The organism is Cryobacterium sp. Y57 (assembly GCF_002929505.1).
Taxonomy (GTDB): Bacteria; Actinomycetota; Actinomycetes; order Actinomycetales; family Microbacteriaceae; genus Cryobacterium.
On record NZ_PJJL01000069.1, the window covers coordinates 19,296 to 40,162 of the forward strand.

At 61.9% G+C, this 20,867-nt stretch carries 31 protein-coding genes; all 31 read left to right on the forward strand.

The genetic code is table 11. From position 1 onward, the window contains the following. Positions 1 to 23 precede the first annotated feature (23 nt). The 31 genes from pilM (at position 24) to rplO (ending at position 20,761) form a co-directional block, all read left to right on the forward strand. Positions 24 to 1,139, forward strand: a complete 1,116-nt coding sequence (gene pilM, locus CXY72_RS11530) for a type IV pilus assembly protein PilM (RefSeq protein WP_104127843.1) — start codon at positions 24 to 26, stop codon at positions 1,137 to 1,139. After that, positions 1,136 to 1,804 carry a hypothetical protein gene (locus CXY72_RS11535; RefSeq protein WP_104127844.1) on the forward strand — a complete coding sequence of 223 codons (669 nt, stop codon included), beginning with the start codon at positions 1,136 to 1,138 and terminating at the stop codon, positions 1,802 to 1,804. Before pilM ends, CXY72_RS11535 begins: the two co-directional genes overlap by 4 nt. Positions 1,805 to 1,806: 2 nt before the next feature. Continuing rightward, complete coding sequence (locus CXY72_RS19560; RefSeq protein ID WP_158252552.1) at positions 1,807 to 2,481, forward strand: hypothetical protein; 675 nt, start codon at positions 1,807 to 1,809, stop codon at positions 2,479 to 2,481. 88 nt (positions 2,482 to 2,569) lie between these two features. After that, a complete protein-coding gene (locus tag CXY72_RS11545; RefSeq protein WP_104127846.1) occupies positions 2,570 to 3,619 on the forward strand; it encodes a hypothetical protein in 1,050 nt (349 codons plus the stop codon). Between the two features lie 207 nt (positions 3,620 to 3,826). Further along, the gene (locus CXY72_RS11550) at positions 3,827 to 4,318 is read left to right on the forward strand and encodes a hypothetical protein (RefSeq protein WP_104127847.1); all 492 of its coding nucleotides are present in this window, start codon (positions 3,827 to 3,829) and stop codon (positions 4,316 to 4,318) included. Between the two features lie 62 nt (positions 4,319 to 4,380). Continuing rightward, a complete protein-coding gene (locus CXY72_RS11555) occupies positions 4,381 to 5,139 on the forward strand; it encodes a spermidine/putrescine ABC transporter substrate-binding protein (protein ID WP_104127848.1) in 759 nt (252 codons plus the stop codon). Between the two features lie 438 nt (positions 5,140 to 5,577). Continuing rightward, positions 5,578 to 5,952, forward strand: a complete 375-nt coding sequence (rpsL, locus tag CXY72_RS11560; protein WP_035834602.1) for a 30S ribosomal protein S12 — start codon at positions 5,578 to 5,580, stop codon at positions 5,950 to 5,952. Then, on the forward strand, positions 5,952 to 6,422 hold the full coding sequence (gene rpsG, locus CXY72_RS11565; protein WP_092107221.1) for a 30S ribosomal protein S7: 471 nt from the start codon (positions 5,952 to 5,954) through the stop codon (positions 6,420 to 6,422). The genes rpsL and rpsG overlap by 1 nt, the downstream gene beginning before the upstream one ends. A 132-nt stretch (positions 6,423 to 6,554) precedes the next feature. After that, positions 6,555 to 8,669, forward strand: coding sequence for an elongation factor G (fusA, locus tag CXY72_RS11570; protein ID WP_104128051.1), 2,115 nt, complete (start codon positions 6,555 to 6,557; stop codon positions 8,667 to 8,669). 133 nt (positions 8,670 to 8,802) lie between these two features. Continuing rightward, positions 8,803 to 9,996, forward strand: coding sequence for an elongation factor Tu (tuf, locus tag CXY72_RS11575; protein WP_104127849.1), 1,194 nt, complete (start codon positions 8,803 to 8,805; stop codon positions 9,994 to 9,996). A 166-nt stretch (positions 9,997 to 10,162) separates the two neighbouring features. Then, positions 10,163 to 10,612, forward strand: coding sequence for a hypothetical protein (locus tag CXY72_RS11580; RefSeq protein WP_104127850.1), 450 nt, complete (start codon positions 10,163 to 10,165; stop codon positions 10,610 to 10,612). A 497-nt stretch (positions 10,613 to 11,109) separates the two neighbouring features. Then, on the forward strand, positions 11,110 to 11,418 hold the full coding sequence (rpsJ, locus tag CXY72_RS11585) for a 30S ribosomal protein S10 (RefSeq protein ID WP_035834607.1): 309 nt from the start codon (positions 11,110 to 11,112) through the stop codon (positions 11,416 to 11,418). Positions 11,419 to 11,426: 8 nt separating this feature from the next. Beyond that, the gene (gene rplC / locus CXY72_RS11590) at positions 11,427 to 12,086 is read left to right on the forward strand and encodes a 50S ribosomal protein L3 (protein WP_092107229.1); all 660 of its coding nucleotides are present in this window, start codon (positions 11,427 to 11,429) and stop codon (positions 12,084 to 12,086) included. Between the two features lie 5 nt (positions 12,087 to 12,091). Beyond that, positions 12,092 to 12,742 carry a 50S ribosomal protein L4 gene (rplD, locus tag CXY72_RS11595; RefSeq protein ID WP_104127851.1) on the forward strand — a complete coding sequence of 217 codons (651 nt, stop codon included), beginning with the start codon at positions 12,092 to 12,094 and terminating at the stop codon, positions 12,740 to 12,742. Next, positions 12,742 to 13,044 carry a 50S ribosomal protein L23 gene (gene rplW / locus CXY72_RS11600; protein ID WP_092107233.1) on the forward strand — a complete coding sequence of 101 codons (303 nt, stop codon included), beginning with the start codon at positions 12,742 to 12,744 and terminating at the stop codon, positions 13,042 to 13,044. The genes rplD and rplW overlap by 1 nt, the downstream gene beginning before the upstream one ends. A gap of 22 nt (positions 13,045 to 13,066) precedes the next feature. Beyond that, positions 13,067 to 13,906 carry a 50S ribosomal protein L2 gene (gene rplB / locus CXY72_RS11605; protein WP_092339441.1) on the forward strand — a complete coding sequence of 280 codons (840 nt, stop codon included), beginning with the start codon at positions 13,067 to 13,069 and terminating at the stop codon, positions 13,904 to 13,906. Positions 13,907 to 13,915: 9 nt separating this feature from the next. Next, positions 13,916 to 14,197, forward strand: a complete 282-nt coding sequence (gene rpsS, locus CXY72_RS11610) for a 30S ribosomal protein S19 (RefSeq protein WP_104127852.1) — start codon at positions 13,916 to 13,918, stop codon at positions 14,195 to 14,197. A gap of 26 nt (positions 14,198 to 14,223) precedes the next feature. After that, positions 14,224 to 14,589 carry a 50S ribosomal protein L22 gene (gene rplV / locus CXY72_RS11615; RefSeq protein ID WP_035880249.1) on the forward strand — a complete coding sequence of 122 codons (366 nt, stop codon included), beginning with the start codon at positions 14,224 to 14,226 and terminating at the stop codon, positions 14,587 to 14,589. Continuing rightward, positions 14,589 to 15,359 (forward strand): 30S ribosomal protein S3, encoded by a 771-nt coding sequence (rpsC, locus tag CXY72_RS11620; RefSeq protein ID WP_104127853.1) that lies wholly within the window; start codon positions 14,589 to 14,591, stop codon positions 15,357 to 15,359. Before rplV ends, rpsC begins: the two co-directional genes overlap by 1 nt. Beyond that, on the forward strand, positions 15,359 to 15,778 hold the full coding sequence (gene rplP / locus CXY72_RS11625) for a 50S ribosomal protein L16 (RefSeq protein ID WP_035880247.1): 420 nt from the start codon (positions 15,359 to 15,361) through the stop codon (positions 15,776 to 15,778). Before rpsC ends, rplP begins: the two co-directional genes overlap by 1 nt. Further along, positions 15,778 to 16,122, forward strand: coding sequence for a 50S ribosomal protein L29 (gene rpmC, locus CXY72_RS20420; protein ID WP_104127854.1), 345 nt, complete (start codon positions 15,778 to 15,780; stop codon positions 16,120 to 16,122). Before rplP ends, rpmC begins: the two co-directional genes overlap by 1 nt. 2 nt (positions 16,123 to 16,124) lie before the next feature. After that, entirely contained in the window at positions 16,125 to 16,424 is a 300-nt protein-coding gene (gene rpsQ, locus CXY72_RS11635) for a 30S ribosomal protein S17 (RefSeq protein ID WP_104127855.1), read from the forward strand. Between the two features lie 34 nt (positions 16,425 to 16,458). Continuing rightward, the gene (gene rplN, locus CXY72_RS11640; protein ID WP_092451145.1) at positions 16,459 to 16,827 is read left to right on the forward strand and encodes a 50S ribosomal protein L14; all 369 of its coding nucleotides are present in this window, start codon (positions 16,459 to 16,461) and stop codon (positions 16,825 to 16,827) included. A gap of 2 nt (positions 16,828 to 16,829) precedes the next feature. Continuing rightward, entirely contained in the window at positions 16,830 to 17,189 is a 360-nt protein-coding gene (gene rplX / locus CXY72_RS11645; RefSeq protein ID WP_104127856.1) for a 50S ribosomal protein L24, read from the forward strand. Continuing rightward, positions 17,189 to 17,797, forward strand: a complete 609-nt coding sequence (gene rplE, locus CXY72_RS11650) for a 50S ribosomal protein L5 (protein ID WP_104127857.1) — start codon at positions 17,189 to 17,191, stop codon at positions 17,795 to 17,797. The genes rplX and rplE overlap by 1 nt, the downstream gene beginning before the upstream one ends. Before the next feature lie 220 nt (positions 17,798 to 18,017). Then, on the forward strand, positions 18,018 to 18,416 hold the full coding sequence (rpsH, locus tag CXY72_RS11655) for a 30S ribosomal protein S8 (RefSeq protein WP_092107248.1): 399 nt from the start codon (positions 18,018 to 18,020) through the stop codon (positions 18,414 to 18,416). A gap of 6 nt (positions 18,417 to 18,422) precedes the next feature. Next, entirely contained in the window at positions 18,423 to 18,959 is a 537-nt protein-coding gene (rplF, locus tag CXY72_RS11660) for a 50S ribosomal protein L6 (protein ID WP_104127858.1), read from the forward strand. Between the two features lie 2 nt (positions 18,960 to 18,961). Further along, a complete protein-coding gene (gene rplR / locus CXY72_RS11665; RefSeq protein WP_092107252.1) occupies positions 18,962 to 19,333 on the forward strand; it encodes a 50S ribosomal protein L18 in 372 nt (123 codons plus the stop codon). Then, complete coding sequence (gene rpsE, locus CXY72_RS11670) at positions 19,330 to 20,037, forward strand: ribosomal protein S5 (protein WP_369827303.1); 708 nt, start codon at positions 19,330 to 19,332, stop codon at positions 20,035 to 20,037. Before rplR ends, rpsE begins: the two co-directional genes overlap by 4 nt. Continuing rightward, positions 20,037 to 20,219 carry a 50S ribosomal protein L30 gene (rpmD, locus tag CXY72_RS11675; protein WP_066597599.1) on the forward strand — a complete coding sequence of 61 codons (183 nt, stop codon included), beginning with the start codon at positions 20,037 to 20,039 and terminating at the stop codon, positions 20,217 to 20,219. The genes rpsE and rpmD overlap by 1 nt, the downstream gene beginning before the upstream one ends. Then, positions 20,219 to 20,761, forward strand: coding sequence for a 50S ribosomal protein L15 (rplO, locus tag CXY72_RS11680; RefSeq protein WP_104127859.1), 543 nt, complete (start codon positions 20,219 to 20,221; stop codon positions 20,759 to 20,761). The genes rpmD and rplO overlap by 1 nt, the downstream gene beginning before the upstream one ends. Positions 20,762 to 20,867 lie beyond the last annotated feature (106 nt).

Below are 20,867 nucleotides of genomic sequence, written 5' to 3' on the forward strand. Positions count from 1 at the left end.
ACCTATATAAAGGAGCACCGCGCGTGTCCTCAAACATCGTAGGAATAGACATCGGTACGGCGCACCTGCGTGCCGTCGAGGTGCGCAACCCCGGCAAATCTCGGCCAATCGTGCTGAGCTATCACGAGGTTGCGCTGCCCGTCGGCGCCGTCGTCGGCGGCGAGGTGCTCGAGCCGCATACCGTCGCAGCGGCGCTCAAAACCATGTGGTCGAATGGGGGGTTTCACACCCGCCAGGTCGTGCTCGGCATGGGAAATCAGCGGGTGCTCGCTCGCAACCTGAGCGTGCCCAAAATGTCGCTCGCGCGCATCCGCCAGTCGCTTCCATTCGAGGTGCAGGACCTTCTGCCGGTGCCCGTCACTGATGCCCTGCTGGACTTCTATCCCATCTCGGAATCCACCACAGAACAAGGCCCCACCGTGAACGGGCTGCTCATCGCGGCGGTCAAGGCAGCGGTCGTCGCCAACGTGTCCGCGGTTCGGCTGGCCGGCCTCACCACAATCGACGTCGACCTGATTCCCTTCGCAATCAGCCGCCTGCTGGTCACCCGCCCCGGCATCGACGGTGTCGTCGCGGTGATCGACCTCGGCGCCTCGACCACGAGTGTGGTCGTCACCCGGGAGGGTGTACCGCAGTTCGTGCGCATCATCCCGACCGGCGGCGACGACGTCACCCAGGCCCTCGCTACCGGATTGACAACGGATGTCGGCACCGCCGACCTCCTCAAACGTCGCGTCGGCCTACTGGCCCGTGCTGCAGCCGATACCCGACCGGGGTCCTTCCGCGGCGCGGTGCCGTTCGACGGGGTCATCGCTGGCGGATCAGGCCCGATCGACGCGGTCGGCGCCGATATCATCGCGGAGGTCATGAACGATCAACTCGGCAGTGTGCTCAACACCCTCAACTATTACGCGAACACTCGACCCAGCGATCCGGTGACCGCGATCGTGCTCAGCGGCGGGGGAGCCCAGATGCCAGGGCTGCCCGGGGCCGTGTCGAGACTGACCCGCCTGGGGGTATCCACGGGAGAACCGTTGTCGACGGTGGCGCTGGCATCCGCTATCGATGCGGAGGCACTGCGCCAAAGCGGTACCGCTTACACCGTGGCGCTCGGGCTTGCGCTCGGGCGTGCAGCATGAAGCGCGCAGCGAAAGATGACGTGCTGGTCATTGGCGGCGACCATCGGCTGAACCTGCTCCCGCCCGAGGTACGGGCTGAACGTCGCGCCCAGCAGCAACGACGGCGCCTGATCCTCGGTGTCATCGGGGTAGCAGCGGTCGTCGCGCTAATGGTCGGGGCGGCGAGCGCCCTTTCGTATACGGCCCAGGTGAATCTAGCCAGCGAGCAGGATCGCACCGCAACCCTATTGACCGATCAGGGTCAATATTTTGCCGTGCGTGCACTGCAGAATCAGGTCACGCTCACCGAGGCGGCGCAAAGGGTTGGAGCCTCCACCGAGATCGACTGGAAGACCTACCTCGATGCCGTGCAGAACACCCTGCCGCGCAGCGTGGCGATCACCACCGTGCAGGTTGATTCGGCCACACCGTTGGTCGCCTATACCCAGGCGACCGCTCCGTTGCAGGGCTCACGAGTCGCGACGGTATCGTTCACCGCCACGAGCACCGTACTGCCGGACATCCCGGCCTGGCTCAGCGCCCTCGGCACCCTCGACGGGTTCGCCGACGCCTTGCCTGGATCGGTCACCCTGGAGCAAGCCACGGGCATTTACACGGTCACCATCACCATGCACATCAACGACTCCGCATTCGTGCGTCGTTTCGACCCGACCGAAAAGAATTAGCTATGGACAGCAACAAACTCTGGCTCATCGGTTCCGTTCTGGTGACGAGCGTTATCGTCGTTCTCGGCGTCGTGCTGGGAATTCAGCCGCAGCTGGCGAGTATGAATTCCGCGAATGCGAACCGTACCATCGTGCAGGCGACAAATGCCGAACACGTCGCCCTGCTGGCGCGACTCAAGCATGACTTCAAGAACCTCGACGTGCTTACCGCGACCGCAGAGGCGCTCGCCGAATCGGTACCGAGTGGCTCGGCCATGCCGGCTGTGGTTGACCAGCTCGACGCCCAGGCTCTGGCCACCGGCATCACCCTGACCGGGATGACGGTGACCGAGGCGGTAGCGTACGCGCCGGTCGCGCCGGTCGCGCCGGTCGCGCCGGTGGCGCCGGTGGTGGCCGAAGCTCCAGCAATCGTTCCGGCCGTTACTCCGGCCGCCAGTGCCACCGAGATCAACAACACCAACTTCGCCGCCTTCCCGCTGCAGGTCACGGTCGCAGGCAGCTATGACCAGGTGCTCGATTTCGTCTCGCGTCTGCAATCCGGGAGTCGGTTATTTCTCGTCGACGGACTGAACACCGCCGCGGCGCCCGAACTTCCGGGCACGGTGAACGCGACGATATCGGGACTGGTGTACTCGCTCGTGACGCCGGTGACCCCCGTGGCGGCAACGGCGGGATAAAACGGCCGCCGCGCCGAGTCTCCATGGCATTTGCCGTGCCCTTGGTACAGTAGGAGTCAATCACGGCGAAGGCCACGAGGAGTTCAGCATGAACGACAACACGCCAACCGACGGCAAGAAGAACCCGGAAACGGATGCTGCCGCAGCGCCTGATCTGACCGTGTCAGAGCAGGGTCCCACCGACCAAGACGGTGCTCCAGAGCACGCAGCGGTGGTGGCCGAATCGGAGTCAGCCTCGTCGAAATCTTCGGTTGAGCCGGAACCCGAGCAGGAACCCATCGTCATCGACTATGACGCCATCAACGCCAACCTGAGTGCGGCCGAGCGCGCCGACGCGGTGTCCGCTTCCGTCGTAGCCCACAACCTGGCCCCCATGTCGACGGCCACTCCGGTCGCATCGACAGATGCCACCGCGCCGAGTCTCACCGATGACTACGCCGAGTCGTATACGCCCGCCGCAACGGTTCCCGCCACGAGTGCCGCCGTTGACTCCGAGCCGACGACGCCGGTTGTGCCGGTTGTACCGGTCGCGATCGCGCCGTCGTACACGCCCCCGGCCCAGTCGCCGATCTACGTGCAGGCGCCGACCAAGCCGAAAAACCGCAGCAACCGCGGCGGCGGCGTTCTGATCGCCCTTCTCGCTACGGTCGTCTTCGCCCTGTTGTACGCCGTCGCGGCATTCATCCTTATCGGGATGACCAGCACGACCATGGCCGTGACGTTGAGCAGCTTCATGCTCTTCGCCTCCCTGCCGATCTCGTATGTGCCGGTTTTGTTCTTCTTCCTCGCTTTCATCGGGCTGATCTCCCTGGTCAATCGGGGCGGTTGGTGGGCCTATGTGCTCTTCGGCTTTGTCGTTGCCGTGATCGTGTACTTCTCGTTCATCGGTGCCGCGCTCCTCGGCCTCCTGCTCGACGGCACGTCCGACGCGCTCAGCCAGGCCGACGTCAGCCGGTTCGTTGCGTCGCTGTGGCTGAACCCCTACGCTATCGCTGCCGCGATCATTGCCCGTGAGGTGCCCATCTGGGCCGGAGCCTGGATCGCCCGCCGCGGACGCCGCGTCACCGCCAAGAACCTCGAGGCCCGCACCGAATACGAGCGCCTCCTGGCCGACGGCCCGCACGTCACCCGCCCCTAACCCGAGTCCTCCGTCCCCGCACGGCGCGTTGCACCCGACGGGCCTACGCTGGACCCATGCGGGAATACCGAAAGTACGCGATCACCATNTCTGGCGGACGGGGCCTGGGCCCGGAACTCGGGCCCAAGATCTAACCTGGGCCCGGGGACGGGGCCCAGGCCCCGTCCCCGCACGGCGCGTTGCACCCGACGGGCCTACGCTGGACCCATGCGGGAATACCGAAAGTACGCGATCACCATGGCGGCCTTTTCGGCCGCGCTCTATGCCGCGTTCATCGTGGCAGCGTTCGGCGTCCTGAGCCTGCTGCTCAATCGCGATGTCATCAACGAAGCGGATGCCGGTGCTCTCCTCGGCCCCATCATGGTCGCCACCGCGGTCTCTGCTCTGGTCTGGGTCATCCTCAGTGCCGTGTTGCGGTCCCCAGAGCGACTAACGCAAATTCCTGCGCTGCCGATCTTCCTCTCGGGAGTCGCGGCCTATCTCGGCTACTGCATCTTCGGGGGAGTCGTCTACAGCCTCGGCACCGGCGAACTCTTTCGCTCCGTCACCTTCATCGGCGCAGAGATGACGAGCCCGTTCGCCATCGCCATCGCCGTGAGCGGATGGCTCATTGCCTTTCTGTTCTTTCTCGTACTCCTCGCTAAGCCTGCCGGGTCCGGCGCCCCCGAGTGGCCCTGGGAGAAAAACGACGATAACTAGCCCGCGACGACGGTGCAATCTTGGCATCTCACGCAGGAAGTGTTACGGGTACCCTGATCAGTATGGATAGGTCCATCGAGTCGCGCGTCAACCACGAGGTTGAGAACTGGCTGCGTTGGATCACCCGGTGGCGCCCCGCGACACACCGCGGGCGGGCGCGCCTGTGCCGACAGTGCTTCGGGTCGCCGATCATCGCCTCCGCCGGACTCGCGGTCGACGTACCCCACGTCGTGCAGCACGCCCTGTCGATGCGGATGAAGATCGTGATCGACGCTTCGGTTGACGAATACACGGAACTCAACCTGCCCCGGCTCGCGCACGAACTCAACCTGAGTGAGCGCCGCGAATCGGCCCAGGCCTACCGGCCCGCCGAGGGCCTGGACCCGGAGTTTCGCGGCCTGGACCTCGACCCGCAACCAGCAGCGGATGCCCCCTATCTCTTCACCTTCAGCGAGCTCGCCGACCAGCAGTTCCCCGCCGTGCAATCGCCGCCCCCACCTGTCGCCGAGTCCGACGGCGCCGAGTTCGACAGCGCCGAGTCCGACAGCGCCGGGTCCGAGCACGAGCACGAGCACAGTGTTCCCGCGCCCTCCGACCCCCTCCCGCCGCTCACCCCCGCAGAAAAACGAGCGCTCAAAGCGGAGATGCAGCTTGCGGACGAGTTCGCGACCCAGGTAGGCCTGCGGGTCTGCGCCCAACTCAGTCAGCAGAGGCCCCGCCTGCTCACGGCGATCGCGAAATTCGTCGAACCCCAGGTGCAGGCCCTGCTCGTCGACCTCGGGAGCACGCTTGATTCCCCGCTGTGGCCGCGCAATCCCTAGCCGAGCTGTGGCATCCGCTTCCTCAACGACCGGGCCCACCTTATGAACACGGGCCCAGTTTATAAACTGGGCCCGGGGACGGGGCCCGGGCCCCGTCCCCATAAACGATACGAACATGGGCGCCAGACGGGATCGAGACGGGGCGCAACCCATTTGACCGGCGTGGCTGCGCCGGGCTAGAATTATAGGGTGTGCGCTTGTCGTGCGCCTGAATTATGCCCTCACGATGTTCGCATCGAGGAAGCACCAGGTCGGGGCAAGATTCCACACATGCAGGGTTCGCTCTTCGAGCAAGCCCCCACGGCATACCCACCAAAACACGCGCGAGCAATCGCGTGAGTTCAAGTGGGTCCAGATGAACTCGACCAACTCGAATGAAGAGGTCGAATGCTAACCATCACAAAGCTGTCACCGTGCAGCAAAAACAAGGAGTAATTAGTGCCCACCATTCAGCAGTTGGTCAGGAAGGGCCGTAGCCCCAAGGTCACCAAGACCAAGGCTCCCGCCCTGAAATCCAACCCGCAGCAGCGCGGCGTTTGCACGCGCGTGTACACGACCACCCCGAAGAAGCCCAACTCGGCTTTGCGCAAGGTCGCCCGTGTCAAGCTTTCCAACGGCACCGAGGTCACCGCCTACATTCCCGGCGAGGGCCACAACCTGCAGGAGCACTCCATGGTGCTCGTGCGCGGAGGCCGTGTTAAGGACCTTCCCGGTGTGCGTTACAAAATCATTCGCGGCGCACTGGACACCCAGGCCGTCAAGAACCGTAAGCAGGCTCGCAGCCGTTACGGCGCAAAGATGGAGAAGAAGTAATGCCCCGTAAAGGACCCGCTCCCAAGCGCCCTGTCATTGCCGACCCGGTTTACGGTGCACCCATCGTCAGCCAGCTCGTCAACAAGATCCTTCTCGACGGCAAAAAGGGCCTCGCCGAGCGCATCGTCTACGATGCCCTCGCCGGTGTCTCCGCCAAGAACGAGCTGGATGCCGTTGTCACGCTGAAGAAGGCACTCGACAACGTTCGTCCGACCCTCGAGGTGCGTTCGCGCCGCGTCGGTGGTTCCACGTACCAGGTTCCGGTTGAGGTCAAGCCGCACCGCGCCAACACGCTGGCCCTTCGCTGGTTGACCAGCTACGCCAAGGCGCGTCGCGAGAAGACCATGACCGAGCGTCTCACCAACGAGATCCTCGACGCGAGCAACGGCCTCGGTGCCGCTGTCAAGCGTCGTGAAGACACTCACAAAATGGCTGAAGCGAACAAGGCCTTCGCTCACTACCGCTGGTAGTTCGGCTCTCGAGCATTCCTGATCATCGGTTCAGGCGCGTTCCGGCTTGCGTCGGCACGCGCCTGACCGCTGAAAAAGCGGATGCTCACGGCCTCGTTCCGCATTCCCACCCCTACCCGCTGGAGGACCCCCGTGGCACTTGACGTGCTCACCGACCTGAGTAAGGTCCGCAACATCGGCATCATGGCTCACATTGATGCTGGCAAGACCACCACAACTGAGCGCATCCTGTTCTACACGGGTGTCAACCACAAGATCGGCGAGACCCACGACGGCGCCTCGACGATGGACTGGATGGCGCAGGAGCAGGAACGTGGCATCACGATCACCTCCGCTGCGACGACCTGTTTCTGGGACAACAACCAGATCAACATCATCGACACCCCCGGACACGTGGACTTCACCGTGGAGGTGGAGCGTTCGCTCCGCGTTCTCGACGGTGCCGTTGCCGTGTTCGACGGCAAGGAGGGCGTTGAGCCCCAGTCCGAAACCGTATGGCGCCAGGCCGACAAGTACGACGTGCCGCGCATTTGCTTCGTCAACAAGATGGACAAGCTCGGCGCCGACTTCTACTTCACGGTCGACACCATCATCAAGCGCCTCGGCGCGAAGCCGCTGGTCATCCAGCTGCCGATCGGTGCAGAGTCTGAGTTCGAGGGTGTCGTCGACCTCGTCCAGATGCGTGCGCTGACCTGGCGTGGCGACTCCAAGGGTGACGTGGAGATGGGCTCGAAGTACGCCATCGAAGAGATCCCCGCCGACCTCGTGGAGAAGGCTGCCGAGTACCGCAAGCTTCTGCTCGAAACCGTCGCCGAAACCGACGACGACCTCATGGAGCGTTACTTCGCCGGCGAAGAGCTGACGGTTGCCGAGATCAAGGGCGCCATCCGCAAGCTCACCATCAACAGTGAGATCTACCCGGTTCTGTGCGGTTCTGCGTTCAAGAACCGCGGCGTTCAGCCGATGCTGGACGCTGTCATCGATTACCTTCCGACGCCGCTCGACGTGCCTGCCATTGAGGCACACGACCCGCGCGACGAAGAAAAGGTCATCATGCGTCACCCCGACGCCGAGGAGCCGTTCACGGCTCTCGCGTTCAAGGTTGCGGTGCACCCGTTCTTCGGTCGCCTCACCTATGTGCGCGTGTACTCGGGCCGTCTCGACTCCGGAGCCCAGGTCATCAACTCGACCAAGGGCAAGAAGGAGCGCATCGGCAAGATCTTCCAGATGCACGCCAACAAGGAGAACCCGGTGGGTTTCGTGACCGCCGGTCACATCTACGCGGTCATCGGCCTCAAGGACACGACCACGGGCGACACCCTGTGCGACCCGAACCAGCAGGTCGTACTCGAGTCCATGACCTTCCCTGACCCGGTCATCGAGGTCGCCATCGAGCCCAAGACCAAGCAGGACCAGGAAAAGCTGGGCCTCGCTATTCAGAAGCTCGCTGAAGAAGACCCCACCTTCCGTACCGAACAGAACCAGGAAACTGGCCAGACGGTAATCAAGGGAATGGGTGAACTTCACCTGGATATCCTCGTCGACCGCATGAAGCGTGAATTCAACGTTGAGGCGAACGTCGGCAAGCCCCAGGTGGCGTACCGCGAGACGATCCGCAAGTCTGTTGAGCGTCACGACTACACGCACAAGAAGCAGACCGGTGGATCTGGCCAGTTCGCGAAGATTCAGATCGCGATCGAGCCGATGGAAATCACTGCTGAGAAGTCATACGAGTTTCTCAACAAGGTCACTGGTGGCCGGATCCCGCGTGAGTACATCCCCTCGGTGGATGCTGGAATCCAGGATGCGCTCCGCGTAGGCATCCTGGCCGGCTACCCGATGGTGGGCGTTCGAGCCAGCCTGCTTGACGGCGCTGCGCACGACGTCGACTCCTCGGAGATGGCCTTCAAGATTGCCGGTTCGATGGGCTTCAAGGAAGCCGTTCGTAAGGCGAACCCCGTTCTGCTCGAGCCGTTGATGGCCGTCGAAGTTCGTACCCCTGAGGAATACATGGGTGACGTAATCGGAGACCTCAACTCGCGTCGTGGGCAGATCCAGACCATGGAGGATGCGCAGGGCGTGAAGGTAATTCGCGCTCACGTTCCACTGTCGGAGATGTTCGGATACATCGGTGACCTGAGGTCGAAGACCTCGGGCCGTGCGGTGTACTCGATGACGTTCGAGAGCTATGCGGAGGTCCCGAAGGCAGTTGCCGACGAGATCATCAACAAGAACAAGGGCGAATAGCCCTAAGGTGGCCTTCGGGCCTGAATCGCTTAGGCCACCTGGCCCGAGTAATATAAATAGACACATCCAGCGCATACCGGCCGCTCATAACGGCGGCCGTGAATTTGCACGCGAGTCCTGAGGAGGACCCACAGTGGCCAAGGCCAAGTTCGAGCGGACAAAGCCGCACGTAAACATCGGAACGATCGGTCACGTTGACCACGGAAAGACCACGCTGACTGCAGCGATCTCCAAGGTTCTTGCCGATAAGTTCCCGTCCAAGATCAACGTTCAGCGCGACTTCGCGTCGATTGACTCGGCTCCGGAAGAACGCCAGCGCGGCATCACGATCAACATTTCGCATGTTGAATACGAGACCGACAAGCGTCACTATGCGCACGTCGATGCTCCGGGCCACGCTGACTACATCAAGAACATGATCACCGGTGCTGCTCAGATGGACGGCGCAATCCTCGTGGTTGCCGCTACTGACGGCCCGATGGCTCAGACCCGTGAGCACGTTCTTCTCGCCAAGCAGGTCGGCGTTCCGACCCTGCTCGTCGCGCTGAACAAGGCCGACATGGTTGACGACGAAGAGATCATGGAGCTCGTTGAGCTCGAAGTTCGTGAGCTGCTTTCGAGCCAGGGCTTCGATGGCGACAACGCCCCCGTCGTTCCGGTTTCCGCACTCAAGGCGCTCGAGGGCGACGAGAAGTGGACCGCCAACATCCTGACTCTGATGCAGGCCGTTGACGACTTCATTCCCGACCCGATCCGCGACAAGGACAAGCCGTTCTTGATGCCGATCGAGGACGTCTTCACGATCACCGGTCGTGGCACCGTTGTAACGGGCCGCGCCGAGCGTGGAACCCTCAAGATCAACTCCGAGATCGAAATCGTCGGCATCCGCCCGACGCAGAAGACGACGGTTACCGGTATTGAGATGTTCCACAAGCAGCTCGACGAGGCGTGGGCCGGCGAGAACTGTGGTCTTCTTCTTCGTGGCACCAAGCGCGAAGACGTTGAGCGCGGCCAGGTCGTCGTCAAGCCGGGTTCGGTTACGCCGCACACCGACTTCGAGGGCACCGCGTACATCCTCAGCAAGAACGAGGGTGGCCGTCACAACCCGTTCTACGCGAACTACCGCCCGCAGTTCTACTTCCGCACCACGGACGTCACCGGCGTCATCACGCTGCCTGAGGGCACCGAGATGGTCATGCCTGGCGACACCACCGACCTGACTGTCGCGCTGATTCAGCCGATCGCCATGGAAGAGGGCCTCGGCTTCGCTATCCGTGAAGGTGGCCGCACCGTCGGCGCCGGCACGGTGACCAAGATCATCAAGTAGTCACTTTCTACTGATCTCCTGAAAAAGGGGTCGGGCCTTCGGGCCCGGCCCCTTTTTTCGTACCCGGCGTCCCTCACCTCGTGCTGCGACCGCCAGTGATTCCAGAGCATGGCTTCAGATGTGATTGCCCGAGGCGAGAATGGCTTGATCCGGTTATGGTTTCCGCATGCAGATATCGAAACTGGAAATGCGCATCCTGATGGGGATTGCCGTTGTCGTGATCGCCATCCTGGCCGTGGTGATCGTGCCGCGCCTGGTCGGGTCTGCTCCCGTCACCGAATCCGCGATCGCCCAGGTGGCACCCATTCCCACTTCGTCAGCTCTCGGCACGCTAACCCCAACGCTCACGCCTACCGCTCAGTCGGAACAGCAGGTTCTCGACAGCATCGTGGCCAGTACCGTCAGTGTGTACAGCGTGTTGGTCTGCGACAGCCTCACGCAGTACGCCGCCCTGTCGATTCCCGCGATCATCAGCGAGGTGCTGGCCGAATACCCGACGACCGGCTTGTCTGAGAAATCCCGACAGATTATGGCCCAGCGCGTTCTTACCGAATCCACCGCGAAGAGCTGCTCCGACCAGAGCCCGCGCGTGGCCTCCGGCATCGCCACCGGGTAGCCGCTCGAGTTGCGGCACAGTCGATGCCCACGGCAGCTGCCCGCGGGTATTCGTCTGCATAGCGGGCGACACGTGGGGCCGACGAGAAGCATGCGACACGCCCGGGTTGCATCAAGTGGCAATTGTGTGGCAGAATCTTCTAGTTCAACACTTTCGGTGTGCGCTACGCGTCGCCGGAATCACTGCCAGGCAGTGCATAGTCGCGTCACGCTCTTTCGAAAAACACATCGTCGGATGAGCGCAGATTGCAGGCTAGGCCGCAGGGAGCAGAGCGCAGCACAAATCAACGATCTGGTTGGCATGGGTGAAACCGTGCCGTCCCCCAGCTTCTGCTTCTGGGAGTCGACGTTGACGATGAGCGTCGTTTATTCGTACGCGATTCGAAATTGACATATGAACAGTGGTGCTAATGGCAGCAGTGCTACTACGGCGTCCAATGCAACCTCGGTAAATCGTGCCGTTGTCTGTAAGACGCCTCGACAGAGAGAGAGTTCGACATGGCGGGACAGAAGATCCGCATTCGACTTAAGTCGTATGACCACGAGGTCATCGACATTTCGGCACGCAAGATCGTCGACACGGTGACCCGCGCGGGCGCTACAGTCGTCGGCCCGGTGCCGCTTCCGACCGAGAAGAACGTGGTGTGTGTCATCCGTTCACCTCACAAGTACAAGGACAGCCGGGAGCACTTTGAAATGCGCACTCACAAGCGCCTGATCGACATCATTGACCCGACCCCGAAGGCTGTTGACTCGCTCATGCGCCTCGACCTTCCGGCCGACGTCAACATCGAGATCAAGCTCTAGGGCCCGCGATGTCTTACTCCGATACCAAGACCACCAAGGGTCTCCTCGGCAAGAAGCTCGGCATGACCCAGGTGTGGGACGAGAACAACAAGCTTGTTCCCGTTACCGTCATCGAGATCGCGCCGAACGTTGTCACGCAGATTCGCACCAAGGCAGTGGACGGCTATAACGGCGTCCAGATCGCCGCAGGCCCGATCGACCCGCGCAAGGTCAACAAGCCTCTTGCCGGTCACTTCGACAAGGCCGGCGTCACGCCGCGTCGCCACATCACCGAGCTCCGCACCGCGGATGCTGCTGACTACAACCTGGGCCAGGAACTCACCGTTGATGGTGTCTTCGCTGCAGGTACCAAGGTTGACGTCATGGGCACCAGCAAGGGTAAGGGTTTCGCCGGTGTTATGAAGCGTCACAACTTCAAGGGTGTCTCCTCCTCTCACGGTTCGCACCGTAACCACCGCAAGCCCGGTTCCATCGGTGCTTCCTCGACCCCGAGCCGTGTCTTCAAGGGCATGCGCATGGCCGGTCGTATGGGTGGCGAGCGCGTAACCGTGCTGAACCTCAAGGTGCACGCCATTGACGCCGACAAGGGCCTCATGCTCGTCAAGGGTGCCGTTCCCGGTGCTCGTGGCCGCCTCGTATTCGTTCGCAACGCAGTGAAGGGAGCCTAGTCACCATGGCTACAGCACTCGACATCATTGATGCCAAGGGCAAGAAGGCAGGCTCTGCTGAGCTTCCCGACGACCTCTTCGACGTTCCAGCTAACATTCCTCTCATCCACCAGGTCGTTGTTGCGCAGCTTGCTGCCGCACGCCAGGGAACGAGCAAGGTCAAGCGCCGTGGAGAAGTTTCCGGAGCCGGCCGCAAGCCGTTCAAGCAGAAAGGAACCGGTCGCGCTCGTCAGGGCTCGATCCGTGCTCCTCAGATGACCGGTGGTGGAATCGTCCACGGACCGACCCCGCGCAGCTACGACCAGCGCACCCCGAAAAAGATGATCGCCGCAGCCCTCAAGGGTGCACTGAGCGACCGCGCCCGCGGTGGCCGCCTGCACATCGTCGAGGCACTGTTCACGGCTGAGACCCCCAACACCAAGGTTGCCCTGGAGCTGCTCACGCAGATCGCCACGAGCAAGCACGTGTTGGTTGTCCTCGAGCGTACCGACGAGACCACGTTGCGAAGCATTCGCAACATCCCGACGGTGCACATCCTTTCGTGGGATCAGCTCAACGCCTATGACGTGCTCGTCAGCGACGACATCGTCTTCACCACCGGCGCGTTCAACGCGTTCGTGGAGAGTAAGACCAAGAAGGAAGAGGTGGCCGCATAATGACTATCGCGACCAACAAGGACCCCCGCGACATCATCATCTCTCCGGTCGTCTCTGAGAAGAGCTACGGCCTGATCGACGAGGGTAAGTACACCTTCATCGTTGACCCCCGTTCGAACAAGACGGAGATCAAGCTCGCGATCGAAAAGATCTTCAAGGTGCAGGTCGCTTCGATCAACACCCTGAACCGCGTGGGCAAGACTCGCCGTACCAAGTTCGGCATGGGCAAGCGCAAGGACACCAAGCGTGCCATTGTCACGCTCAAGTCTGGCTCCATCGACATCTTCACGGCCGTCGGCTAAGCGACAGGCAGAGGGATAACTAATGGCTATTCGTAAGTACAAGCCCACGACCCCGGGTCGACGCGGTTCATCCGTTGCCGACTTCGCGGAAATCACGCGTTCCACCCCGGAGAAGTCGCTTCTGCGTCCGCTCTCCAAGACCGGTGGACGTAACAACCAGGGCCGCATCACGACCCGTCACATCGGTGGTGGCCACAAGCGCCAGTACCGCGTGATCGACTTCAAGCGCAACGACAAGGACGGCGTCAACGCCCGCGTCGCTGAAATTGAATACGACCCGAACCGCACGGCGCGCATCGCGCTCCTGCACTTCATCGACGGCACGAAGCGTTACATCATCGCGCCGAACAAGCTCAGCCAGGGCGACATCATCGAGTCGGGAGCCGGGGCTGACATCAAGCCCGGCAACAACCTGCCGTTGAAGAACATCCCCACCGGTACCATCATTCACGCGATCGAGCTGCGTCCGGGTGGTGGCGCCAAGATGGCCCGCTCCGCCGGTTCGTCGGTTCGTCTCGTCGCGAAGGAGGGCGTCTACGCCCAGCTTCGTCTGCCGTCTGGTGAAATCCGCAACGTGGATGCTCGCTGCCGCGCGACGATCGGCGAGGTCGGCAACGCCGAGCAGTCGAACATCAACTGGGGCAAGGCCGGACGTATGCGCTGGAAAGGCGTTCGCCCGACCGTTCGTGGTGTTGCCATGAACCCGGTCGATCACCCGCACGGTGGTGGTGAGGGTAAGACGTCCGGTGGACGTCACCCCGTCAGCCCCTGGGGCCAGAAGGAAGGGCGCACCCGCCACCCGAATAAGGAAAGCGACAAGCTCATTGTTCGTCGCCGTACCGTCGGCAAGAAGCGTAAGTAGGAGTAGACGATGCCAAGAAGTCTTAAGAAAGGCCCCTTCGTTGACGACCACCTGCTTCGCAAGGTGTTCACGGCGAACGAAGCCAAGAGCAAGAACGTAATCAAGACCTGGTCGCGCCGCTCGATGATCATCCCCGACATGCTCGGACACACCATCGCAGTGCACGACGGACGCAAGCACATCCCGGTGTTCGTCACCGAGAGCATGGTCGGCCACAAGCTCGGTGAGTTCGCACCCACCCGCACCTTCCGTGGACACGTGAAGGACGACAAGAAGGGCCGTCGCCGCTAACGCGGTGACGTGAAGGAGGAGAAGAAATGGTGGAGTCGATCGCACGCGTGCGTCACATCCGCGTTACCCCCCAGAAGGCTCGTCGCGTTGTCAACATGATCCGCGGCAAGCAGGCGCACGAAGCGCTGGGAATTCTGAAGTTCGCACCCCAGGGCGCGAGCGATCCGGTGTACAAGCTGGTGGCCTCGGCCATCGCCAACGCCCGGGTCAAGGCAGATGCAGCCAACACGTATCTGGACGAGCAGGACCTGTTCATTAGCCGGGCATTCGTTGACGAGGGTACGACCCTCAAGCGTTTCCAGGCTCGTGCCCAGGGCCGCGCATTCGAAATCAAGAAGCGCACCAGCCACATCACGGTTGTGCTCACCACTCCTGAGGAGGGTACGAAGTAATGGGTCAGAAAGTAAACCCCTATGGCTTCCGTCTGGGAATCACCACCGATCACGTATCGCGTTGGTTCTCTGACTCGACCAAGCCGGGTCAGCGTTACGCTGACTTTGTTGCAGAAGACGTCAAGATCCGTCGCCTGCTGAGCACCAGCCTTGACCGTGCCGGCGTTAGCCGCATCGAGATCGAGCGCACTCGTGACCGTGTGCGCGTTGACATTCACACCGCCCGTCCGGGCATTGTGATCGGTCGCCGCGGCGCGGAGGCCGAGCGCATCCGCTCCGACCTTGAGAAGCTCACCGCCAAGCAGATCCAGCTGAACATCCTCGAGGTCAAGAACCCCGAGCAGGATGCCCAGCTCGTCGCGCAGGGTATTGCCGAGCAGCTTTCCGCACGTGTGGCGTTCCGCCGCGCGATGCGTAAGGGCCTGCAGGGTGCACAGCGCGCCGGCGCCAAGGGTGTTCGCATCCAGGTGTCCGGTCGTCTGGGTGGGGCCGAGATGAGCCGCAGCGAGTTCTACCGCGAAGGTCGTGTGCCCCTGCACACCCTGCGCGCGAACATCGACTACGGCTTCTACGAAGCCAAGACCACCTTCGGCCGTATCGGCGTGAAGGTCTGGATCTACAAGGGCGACATCACCAACAAGGAACTCGCTCGCGAGCAGGCCAACGCTAAGTCGTCCCGCCCCGAGCGTCGTGACGATCGACCGCGTCGTGCACCTCGTGCAGATGCGCCGGCAGCGGCTCCCGTCGCAGCGGTCGCGGAGGCTAAATAATGTTGATTCCACGTAGAGTCAAGCACCGTAAGCAGCACCACCCGGGTCGCACCGGCCACGCTACCGGTGGCACCACGGTGTCCTTCGGTGAGTACGGCATCCAGGCGCTCACCCCCGCCTATGTGACCAACCGTCAGATCGAGTCCGCTCGTATCGCCATGACGCGTCACATCAAGCGTGGCGGGAAGGTGTGGATCAACATCTACCCCGACCGTCCGCTGACCAAGAAGCCGGCCGAAACCCGCATGGGTTCCGGTAAGGGTTCGGTCGAGTGGTGGGTTGCCAACGTCAAGCCGGGTCGCGTTCTGTTCGAGCTCAGCGGTGTCACCGACGCCGTTGCGAAGGAAGCGCTCACCCGTGCAATTCACAAGCTGCCCCTCAAGGCACGCATCATCAAGCGCGAGGAGGGCGACGCATAATGGCGATCGGCACCAAGGAGCTCGCCCCAGTCGGGCTCGATACTTTTGACAATGAAAAGCTGTTCGAAGAGCTGAAGAAGGCCAAGGAAGAGCTGTTCAACCTGCGCTTCCAGTCGGCTACCGGTCAGCTTGAGAGCCACGGCCGCCTCCGCGCGGTCAAGCGCGACATCGCTCGCATCTACACGGTTCTCCGTGAGCGCGAGCTGGGCATTCGTGCCACGCCCATCGCAGCCCCGGCTCCGGCCAAGGCTGAGAAGGCTGAAAAGAAGACCAAGAAGGCCAAGGCAGCAGTGGAGTCCACCGATGACGCTGCAGCCGAGGCCGTCGAGACGAAGGAGGCCTAGTCATGGCGAAGACTGACGAAACGGTCGTCGCGGGCGAAGCCACCGAGCTCGTACGCGGTTACCGCAAGACGCTGCGTGGTTACGTGACCAGCGACAAGATGAACAAAACCATCATTGTCGTGGTCGAAGACCGCGTGAAGCACCCGTTGTACGGCAAGGTCATCCGCCGTACATCCAAGCTGAAGGCGCACGACGAGACGAACTCCGCCGGCATCGGCGACCTGGTCCTGATCAGTGAGACCCGTCCGCTGAGCGCTTCCAAGCGCTGGCGCCTGGTCGAGATTCTTGAGAAGGCCAAGTAAGCCTCGCGCTTACTTGACGTAAAGGAGTTATAAAGTGCTTCAGCAAGAATCACGAGTCAGGGTTGCCGACAACAGCGGCGCCAAGGAACTCTTGACCATCCGTGTTCTCGGTGGCTCCGGCCGTCGTTACGCCGGTCTGGGCGACGTCATCGTCGCCACGGTCAAGGATGCAATCCCGGGCGGCAACGTCAAGAAGGGTGACATCGTCAAAGCTGTCATCGTTCGTACCAAGAAGGAGACGCGTCGTCCAGACGGCTCCTATATCAAGTTCGATGAGAACGCTGCAGTGATCTTGAAGGCAGACGGTGACCCCCGCGGCACCCGAATCTTCGGACCGGTCGGTCGCGAGCTTCGCGACAAGAAGTTCATGAAGATCATCTCGCTGGCACCGGAGGTTATTTAATCATGGCCAGAATCAAAAAGGGTGACCTCGTTCAGGTCATCAGCGGCCGCAGCCAGGCTCGCGGCGGAGACCGTGGCAAGCAGGGCAAGATCATCTCCGTCGACGCCACGAAGAACCGTGTCCTCGTTGAGGGCATCAACTTCGTGACCAAGCACGTTCGTGTCGGCCAGACCCAGCGCGGCACCAAGACGGGCGGCATCGAGACCTTCGAAGCACCCATCCACGTGTCCAACGTTGCCATCGTTGACCCGGAGACCAAGAAGCCGACCCGCGTCGGGTTCCGCCAGGAAGAGGTAACGAAGGACGGCGTCACCAAGACGGTCCGCATCCGTTACGCCAAGAAGTCAGGGAAGGACCTCTAATGACTGACACCGCAGTTGTTGAAGGCACGGCGGGCGCCGCGCCCGTCAAGGCCCTGCCGCGTCTGAAGCAGAAGTACCGCGATGAGATCAGTGCCAAGCTCTCGACGGAACTCGGTTTCACCAACGTGCACCGCATCCCCACCCTGACGAAGATTGTCGTCAACATGGGTGTTGGAGAAGCAGCACGCGACGGCAAGGTGATGGATGGTGCGGTTTCTGACCTCACCAAGATCACCGGCCAGAAGCCGCAGGTCACCAAGGCCCGCAAGTCCATCGCGCAGTTCAAACTGCGTGAGGGACAGCCCATCGGCGCCCACGTCACTCTTCGTGGCGACCGCATGTGGGAGTTCCTGGACCGGCTGCTCAGCCTGGCCCTTCCTCGTATCCGTGACTTTCGCGGTCTGTCCGACAAGCAGTTCGACGGTGCGGGCAACTACACCTTCGGTCTGACCGAGCAGGTCATGTTCCACGAGATCGACCAGGACCGCATTGACCGCGTTCGCGGTATGGACATCACGGTCGTCACGACCGCGAAGACCAACGACGAGGGTCGCGCGCTGCTCAAGGCGCTCGGCTTCCCGTTCAAGACGGACGACGCCAAGAAGTAGTCCAACTACACCGGAACAAATTCAACTAGAGTTGGGAGCTTGCGCCTAGCAGGCTCCCAACCCCGGTTGGCCCCGTCCGCATCCAGTGCATAAACACTGAGTAAGCCGGGCGCACACAGATTTTCACCCCGGAAGCCGATCAACCGATCGGTTTCCCCACCACCACAGGTCGTCATTCGTGTAACGGATGGGCGAAACCAGGCGAGAAAGGCACCACAAAATGACAATGACAGATCCGGTCGCAGACATGCTGACCAGACTGCGCAACGCGAACTCGGCGTATCACGACACCGTGTCCATGCCGCATAGCAAATTGAAAGCGCACATCGCTGACATCCTCAAGGCTCAGGGTTACATCTCCGCCTGGACCGTCAAGGATGCAACAGTAGGCAAGACCCTCACGCTGGACCTCAAGTTCGGTCCGAACCGCGAGCGTTCCATCGTAGGCATCAAGCGGGTTTCCAAGCCCGGCCTGCGCGTGTACGCAAAGTCGACCGAGATCCCCACGGTTCTCGGTGGCCTCGGCGTTGCCATCCTGTCCACCTCCAGCGGTCTGCTCACCGACCGCCAGGCTGAGAAGAAGGGCGTAGGCGGAGAAGTTCTCGCCTACGTGTGGTAACTGAGAATGTCACGTATTGGAAGACTGCCCATCCCGATCCCCGCTGGGGTAACGGTTGTGGCTGACGGCCAGGCCGTCTCCGTCAAGGGCCCGAAGGGCGAGCTCGCTCTCGTCGTTTCCAACCCCATCTCGGTGTCGATCGAGGACGGTCACGTTCTCGTTACGCGTCCGAACGACGAGCGCCAGTCGCGTTCGCTGCACGGTCTGACCCGCACCCTGATCAACAACCAGATCATCGGCGTAACCGTTGGTTACTCCAAGGGTCTTGAAATCGTCGGTACCGGTTACCGCGCGGCGCAGAAGGGCACCTCTGTCGAGTTCGCCCTCGGCTTCTCGCACCCGGTCGTCGTCGAGCCGCCTGTCGGAATCGTTTTAACCGTTGAGAGCGTCAACAAGCTCACGGTCAGCGGAATCGACAAGCAGGCCGTCGGCGAGGTTGCCGCCAACATCCGTAAGATTCGCAAGCCAGAGCCCTACAAGGGCAAGGGTGTGCGTTACGCCGGCGAGATTGTTCGCCGCAAGGCCGGAAAGAGCGGTAAGTAACCATGGGACTCGGAACTAGAGGCAAGAGCAAGGCCGCAGCCCGCGGACGTCGACACACCCGTCTTCGCAAGAAGATCGAGGGAACAGCGCTTCGCCCGCGCCTTGTCGTGACACGCTCGGCTCGCCACGTATTCGTGCAGGTCGTCGACGACAGCAAGGGTTTCACCCTTGCGTCGGCGTCCACGCTCGAAACGGACTTGCGCACCTTCGATGGTGACAAGACCGCCAAGGCCCGCAAGGTCGGTGAGCTTGTTGCTGAGCGTGCGAAAGCCGCCGGCATCGAAGCCGTTGTATTTGACCGTGGTGGCAGCAAGTACGCAGGACGCGTCGCAGCCATCGCTGAAGGAGCTCGAGAGGGTGGATTGAACCTGTGAGCACTGAAAAGATCGAAACCACAGCACCTGTTGCTGCCGTTGCCGAGGCGCCGGTTGAAACCGCCGCCTCCACTACTCCGCCGCAGAACGAGCCTCGCGAGGCTCGTCGTGGTGGACGTGAGCGCAACCCGAACAAGGACCGCGGAAGCCGCGATGCCGACAAGAGCCAGTTCCTGGAGCGCGTCGTCACCATCAACCGCGTATCGAAGGTCGTCAAGGGTGGTCGTCGCTTCAGCTTCACCGCTCTCGTCGTCGTCGGTGACGGTAACGGCTTGGTCGGCGTTGGATACGGTAAGGCCCGCGAGGTCCCGACCGCTATCTCCAAGGGCGTTGAAGAGGCGAAGAAGAACTTCTTCCGCGTTCCTCGCGTTGGCCTGACCATCCCGCACCCCGTGCAGGGTGAAGCCGCAGCCGGCGTCGTTCTGCTTCGTCCGGCAGCAGCAGGTACCGGCGTTATCGCCGGTGGCCCGGTGCGCGCCGTACTCGAATGCGCTGGCATCCACGACGTACTGAGCAAGTCGCTCGGTTCATCGAACACCATCAACATCGTGCACGCCACGGTTGAGGCACTGCACCAGCTCGAAGAGCCGCGTGCGGTTGCGGCTCGCCGCGGCCTCGCCTACGAAGACGTGGCTCCGGCTCGTTTTCTTCGTGCCGACGCTGCTGCAGCTGCAGCGGCTGCAACCGCGAAGGCAGGTGCCTGATGGCCCAGCTGAAGATCACACAGATCAAGTCCAAAATTAGTGAGAAGCAGAACCAGCGCGACACTCTTCGCAGCCTGGGTCTGCGACGCATTGGCGCCGTCACAATCCGCGAGGACAACTCGCAGAACCGTGGCTACGTCAACACCGTCGCTCACCTCGTAAAGGTCGAGGAGATTGACTAATGGCTGACGAGAAGGAAGCTACCAAGGTAGCCGACAAGCCTGCCACGAAAAAGGCCGCTGCACCCAAGAAGGCTGCTGTTGCAGCGGAGTCGACTGCGCCCCGCGAGCACGTGCTGAAGGTACACCACCTTCGCCCGGCTCCCGGAGCGAAGAAGGCCCGCCAGCGCGTCGGCCGTGGTGAAGGATCCAAGGGTAAGACCGCGGGTCGAGGCACCAAGGGCACGAAGGCACGCTACAGCGTGCGCGTTGGCTTCGAGGGTGGGCAGATGCCTCTGCACATGCGCACCCCGAAACTGCGTGGATTCAAGAACCCGTTCCGCGTCGAGTACCAGGTTGTCAACCTGGAAAAGCTCGAATTGCTCTACCCGGACGGCGGCGATGTCACCATCGCCAGCCTGATCGCCAAGGGTGCGGTTCGTGACAACGAAAAAGTCAAGGTTCTGGGAACCGGTGAAATTACCGTTAAGCTGAACGTGACGGTCGACAAGGTCTCTGCGTCAGCTGCGCAGAAAATTGTCGCCGCGGGTGGATCTGTAAAGTAAATCCGTAGACGCTCAATCGAGCTTGTCGAATCCGTCAATCGAGTAAATCGTTTGGTGTGATTCGACAAGCTCGATCGTTTTAAGTAGACCTACACGGGTCGATCTG

Excerpts from the sequence above, each read along its gene's own strand:
- CXY72_RS11535 (WP_104127844.1), top strand. The coding sequence starts at position 1,136 with ATGAAGCGCGCAGCGAAAGATGACGTGCTGGTCATTGGCGGCGACCAT.
- CXY72_RS19560 (WP_158252552.1), top strand. The coding sequence starts at position 1,807 with ATGGACAGCAACAAACTCTGGCTCATCGGTTCCGTTCTGGTGACGAGC.
- CXY72_RS11545 (WP_104127846.1), top strand. The coding sequence starts at position 2,570 with ATGAACGACAACACGCCAACCGACGGCAAGAAGAACCCGGAAACGGAT.
- CXY72_RS11550 (WP_104127847.1), top strand. The coding sequence starts at position 3,827 with ATGCGGGAATACCGAAAGTACGCGATCACCATGGCGGCCTTTTCGGCC.
- CXY72_RS11555 (WP_104127848.1), top strand. The coding sequence starts at position 4,381 with ATGGATAGGTCCATCGAGTCGCGCGTCAACCACGAGGTTGAGAACTGG.
- rpsG (WP_092107221.1), top strand. The coding sequence starts at position 5,952 with ATGCCCCGTAAAGGACCCGCTCCCAAGCGCCCTGTCATTGCCGACCCG.
- CXY72_RS11580 (WP_104127850.1), top strand. The coding sequence starts at position 10,163 with ATGCAGATATCGAAACTGGAAATGCGCATCCTGATGGGGATTGCCGTT.
- rpsJ (WP_035834607.1), top strand. The coding sequence starts at position 11,110 with ATGGCGGGACAGAAGATCCGCATTCGACTTAAGTCGTATGACCACGAG.
- rplC (WP_092107229.1), top strand. The coding sequence starts at position 11,427 with ATGTCTTACTCCGATACCAAGACCACCAAGGGTCTCCTCGGCAAGAAG.
- rplD (WP_104127851.1), top strand. The coding sequence starts at position 12,092 with ATGGCTACAGCACTCGACATCATTGATGCCAAGGGCAAGAAGGCAGGC.
- rplW (WP_092107233.1), top strand. The coding sequence starts at position 12,742 with ATGACTATCGCGACCAACAAGGACCCCCGCGACATCATCATCTCTCCG.
- rplB (WP_092339441.1), top strand. The coding sequence starts at position 13,067 with ATGGCTATTCGTAAGTACAAGCCCACGACCCCGGGTCGACGCGGTTCA.
- rpsS (WP_104127852.1), top strand. The coding sequence starts at position 13,916 with ATGCCAAGAAGTCTTAAGAAAGGCCCCTTCGTTGACGACCACCTGCTT.
- rplV (WP_035880249.1), top strand. The coding sequence starts at position 14,224 with ATGGTGGAGTCGATCGCACGCGTGCGTCACATCCGCGTTACCCCCCAG.
- rpsC (WP_104127853.1), top strand. The coding sequence starts at position 14,589 with ATGGGTCAGAAAGTAAACCCCTATGGCTTCCGTCTGGGAATCACCACC.
- rplP (WP_035880247.1), top strand. The coding sequence starts at position 15,359 with ATGTTGATTCCACGTAGAGTCAAGCACCGTAAGCAGCACCACCCGGGT.
- rpmC (WP_104127854.1), top strand. The coding sequence starts at position 15,778 with ATGGCGATCGGCACCAAGGAGCTCGCCCCAGTCGGGCTCGATACTTTT.
- rpsQ (WP_104127855.1), top strand. The coding sequence starts at position 16,125 with ATGGCGAAGACTGACGAAACGGTCGTCGCGGGCGAAGCCACCGAGCTC.
- rplX (WP_104127856.1), top strand. The coding sequence starts at position 16,830 with ATGGCCAGAATCAAAAAGGGTGACCTCGTTCAGGTCATCAGCGGCCGC.
- rplE (WP_104127857.1), top strand. The coding sequence starts at position 17,189 with ATGACTGACACCGCAGTTGTTGAAGGCACGGCGGGCGCCGCGCCCGTC.
- rpsH (WP_092107248.1), top strand. The coding sequence starts at position 18,018 with ATGACAATGACAGATCCGGTCGCAGACATGCTGACCAGACTGCGCAAC.
- rplF (WP_104127858.1), top strand. The coding sequence starts at position 18,423 with ATGTCACGTATTGGAAGACTGCCCATCCCGATCCCCGCTGGGGTAACG.
- rplR (WP_092107252.1), top strand. The coding sequence starts at position 18,962 with ATGGGACTCGGAACTAGAGGCAAGAGCAAGGCCGCAGCCCGCGGACGT.
- rpmD (WP_066597599.1), top strand. The coding sequence starts at position 20,037 with ATGGCCCAGCTGAAGATCACACAGATCAAGTCCAAAATTAGTGAGAAG.
- rplO (WP_104127859.1), top strand. The coding sequence starts at position 20,219 with ATGGCTGACGAGAAGGAAGCTACCAAGGTAGCCGACAAGCCTGCCACG.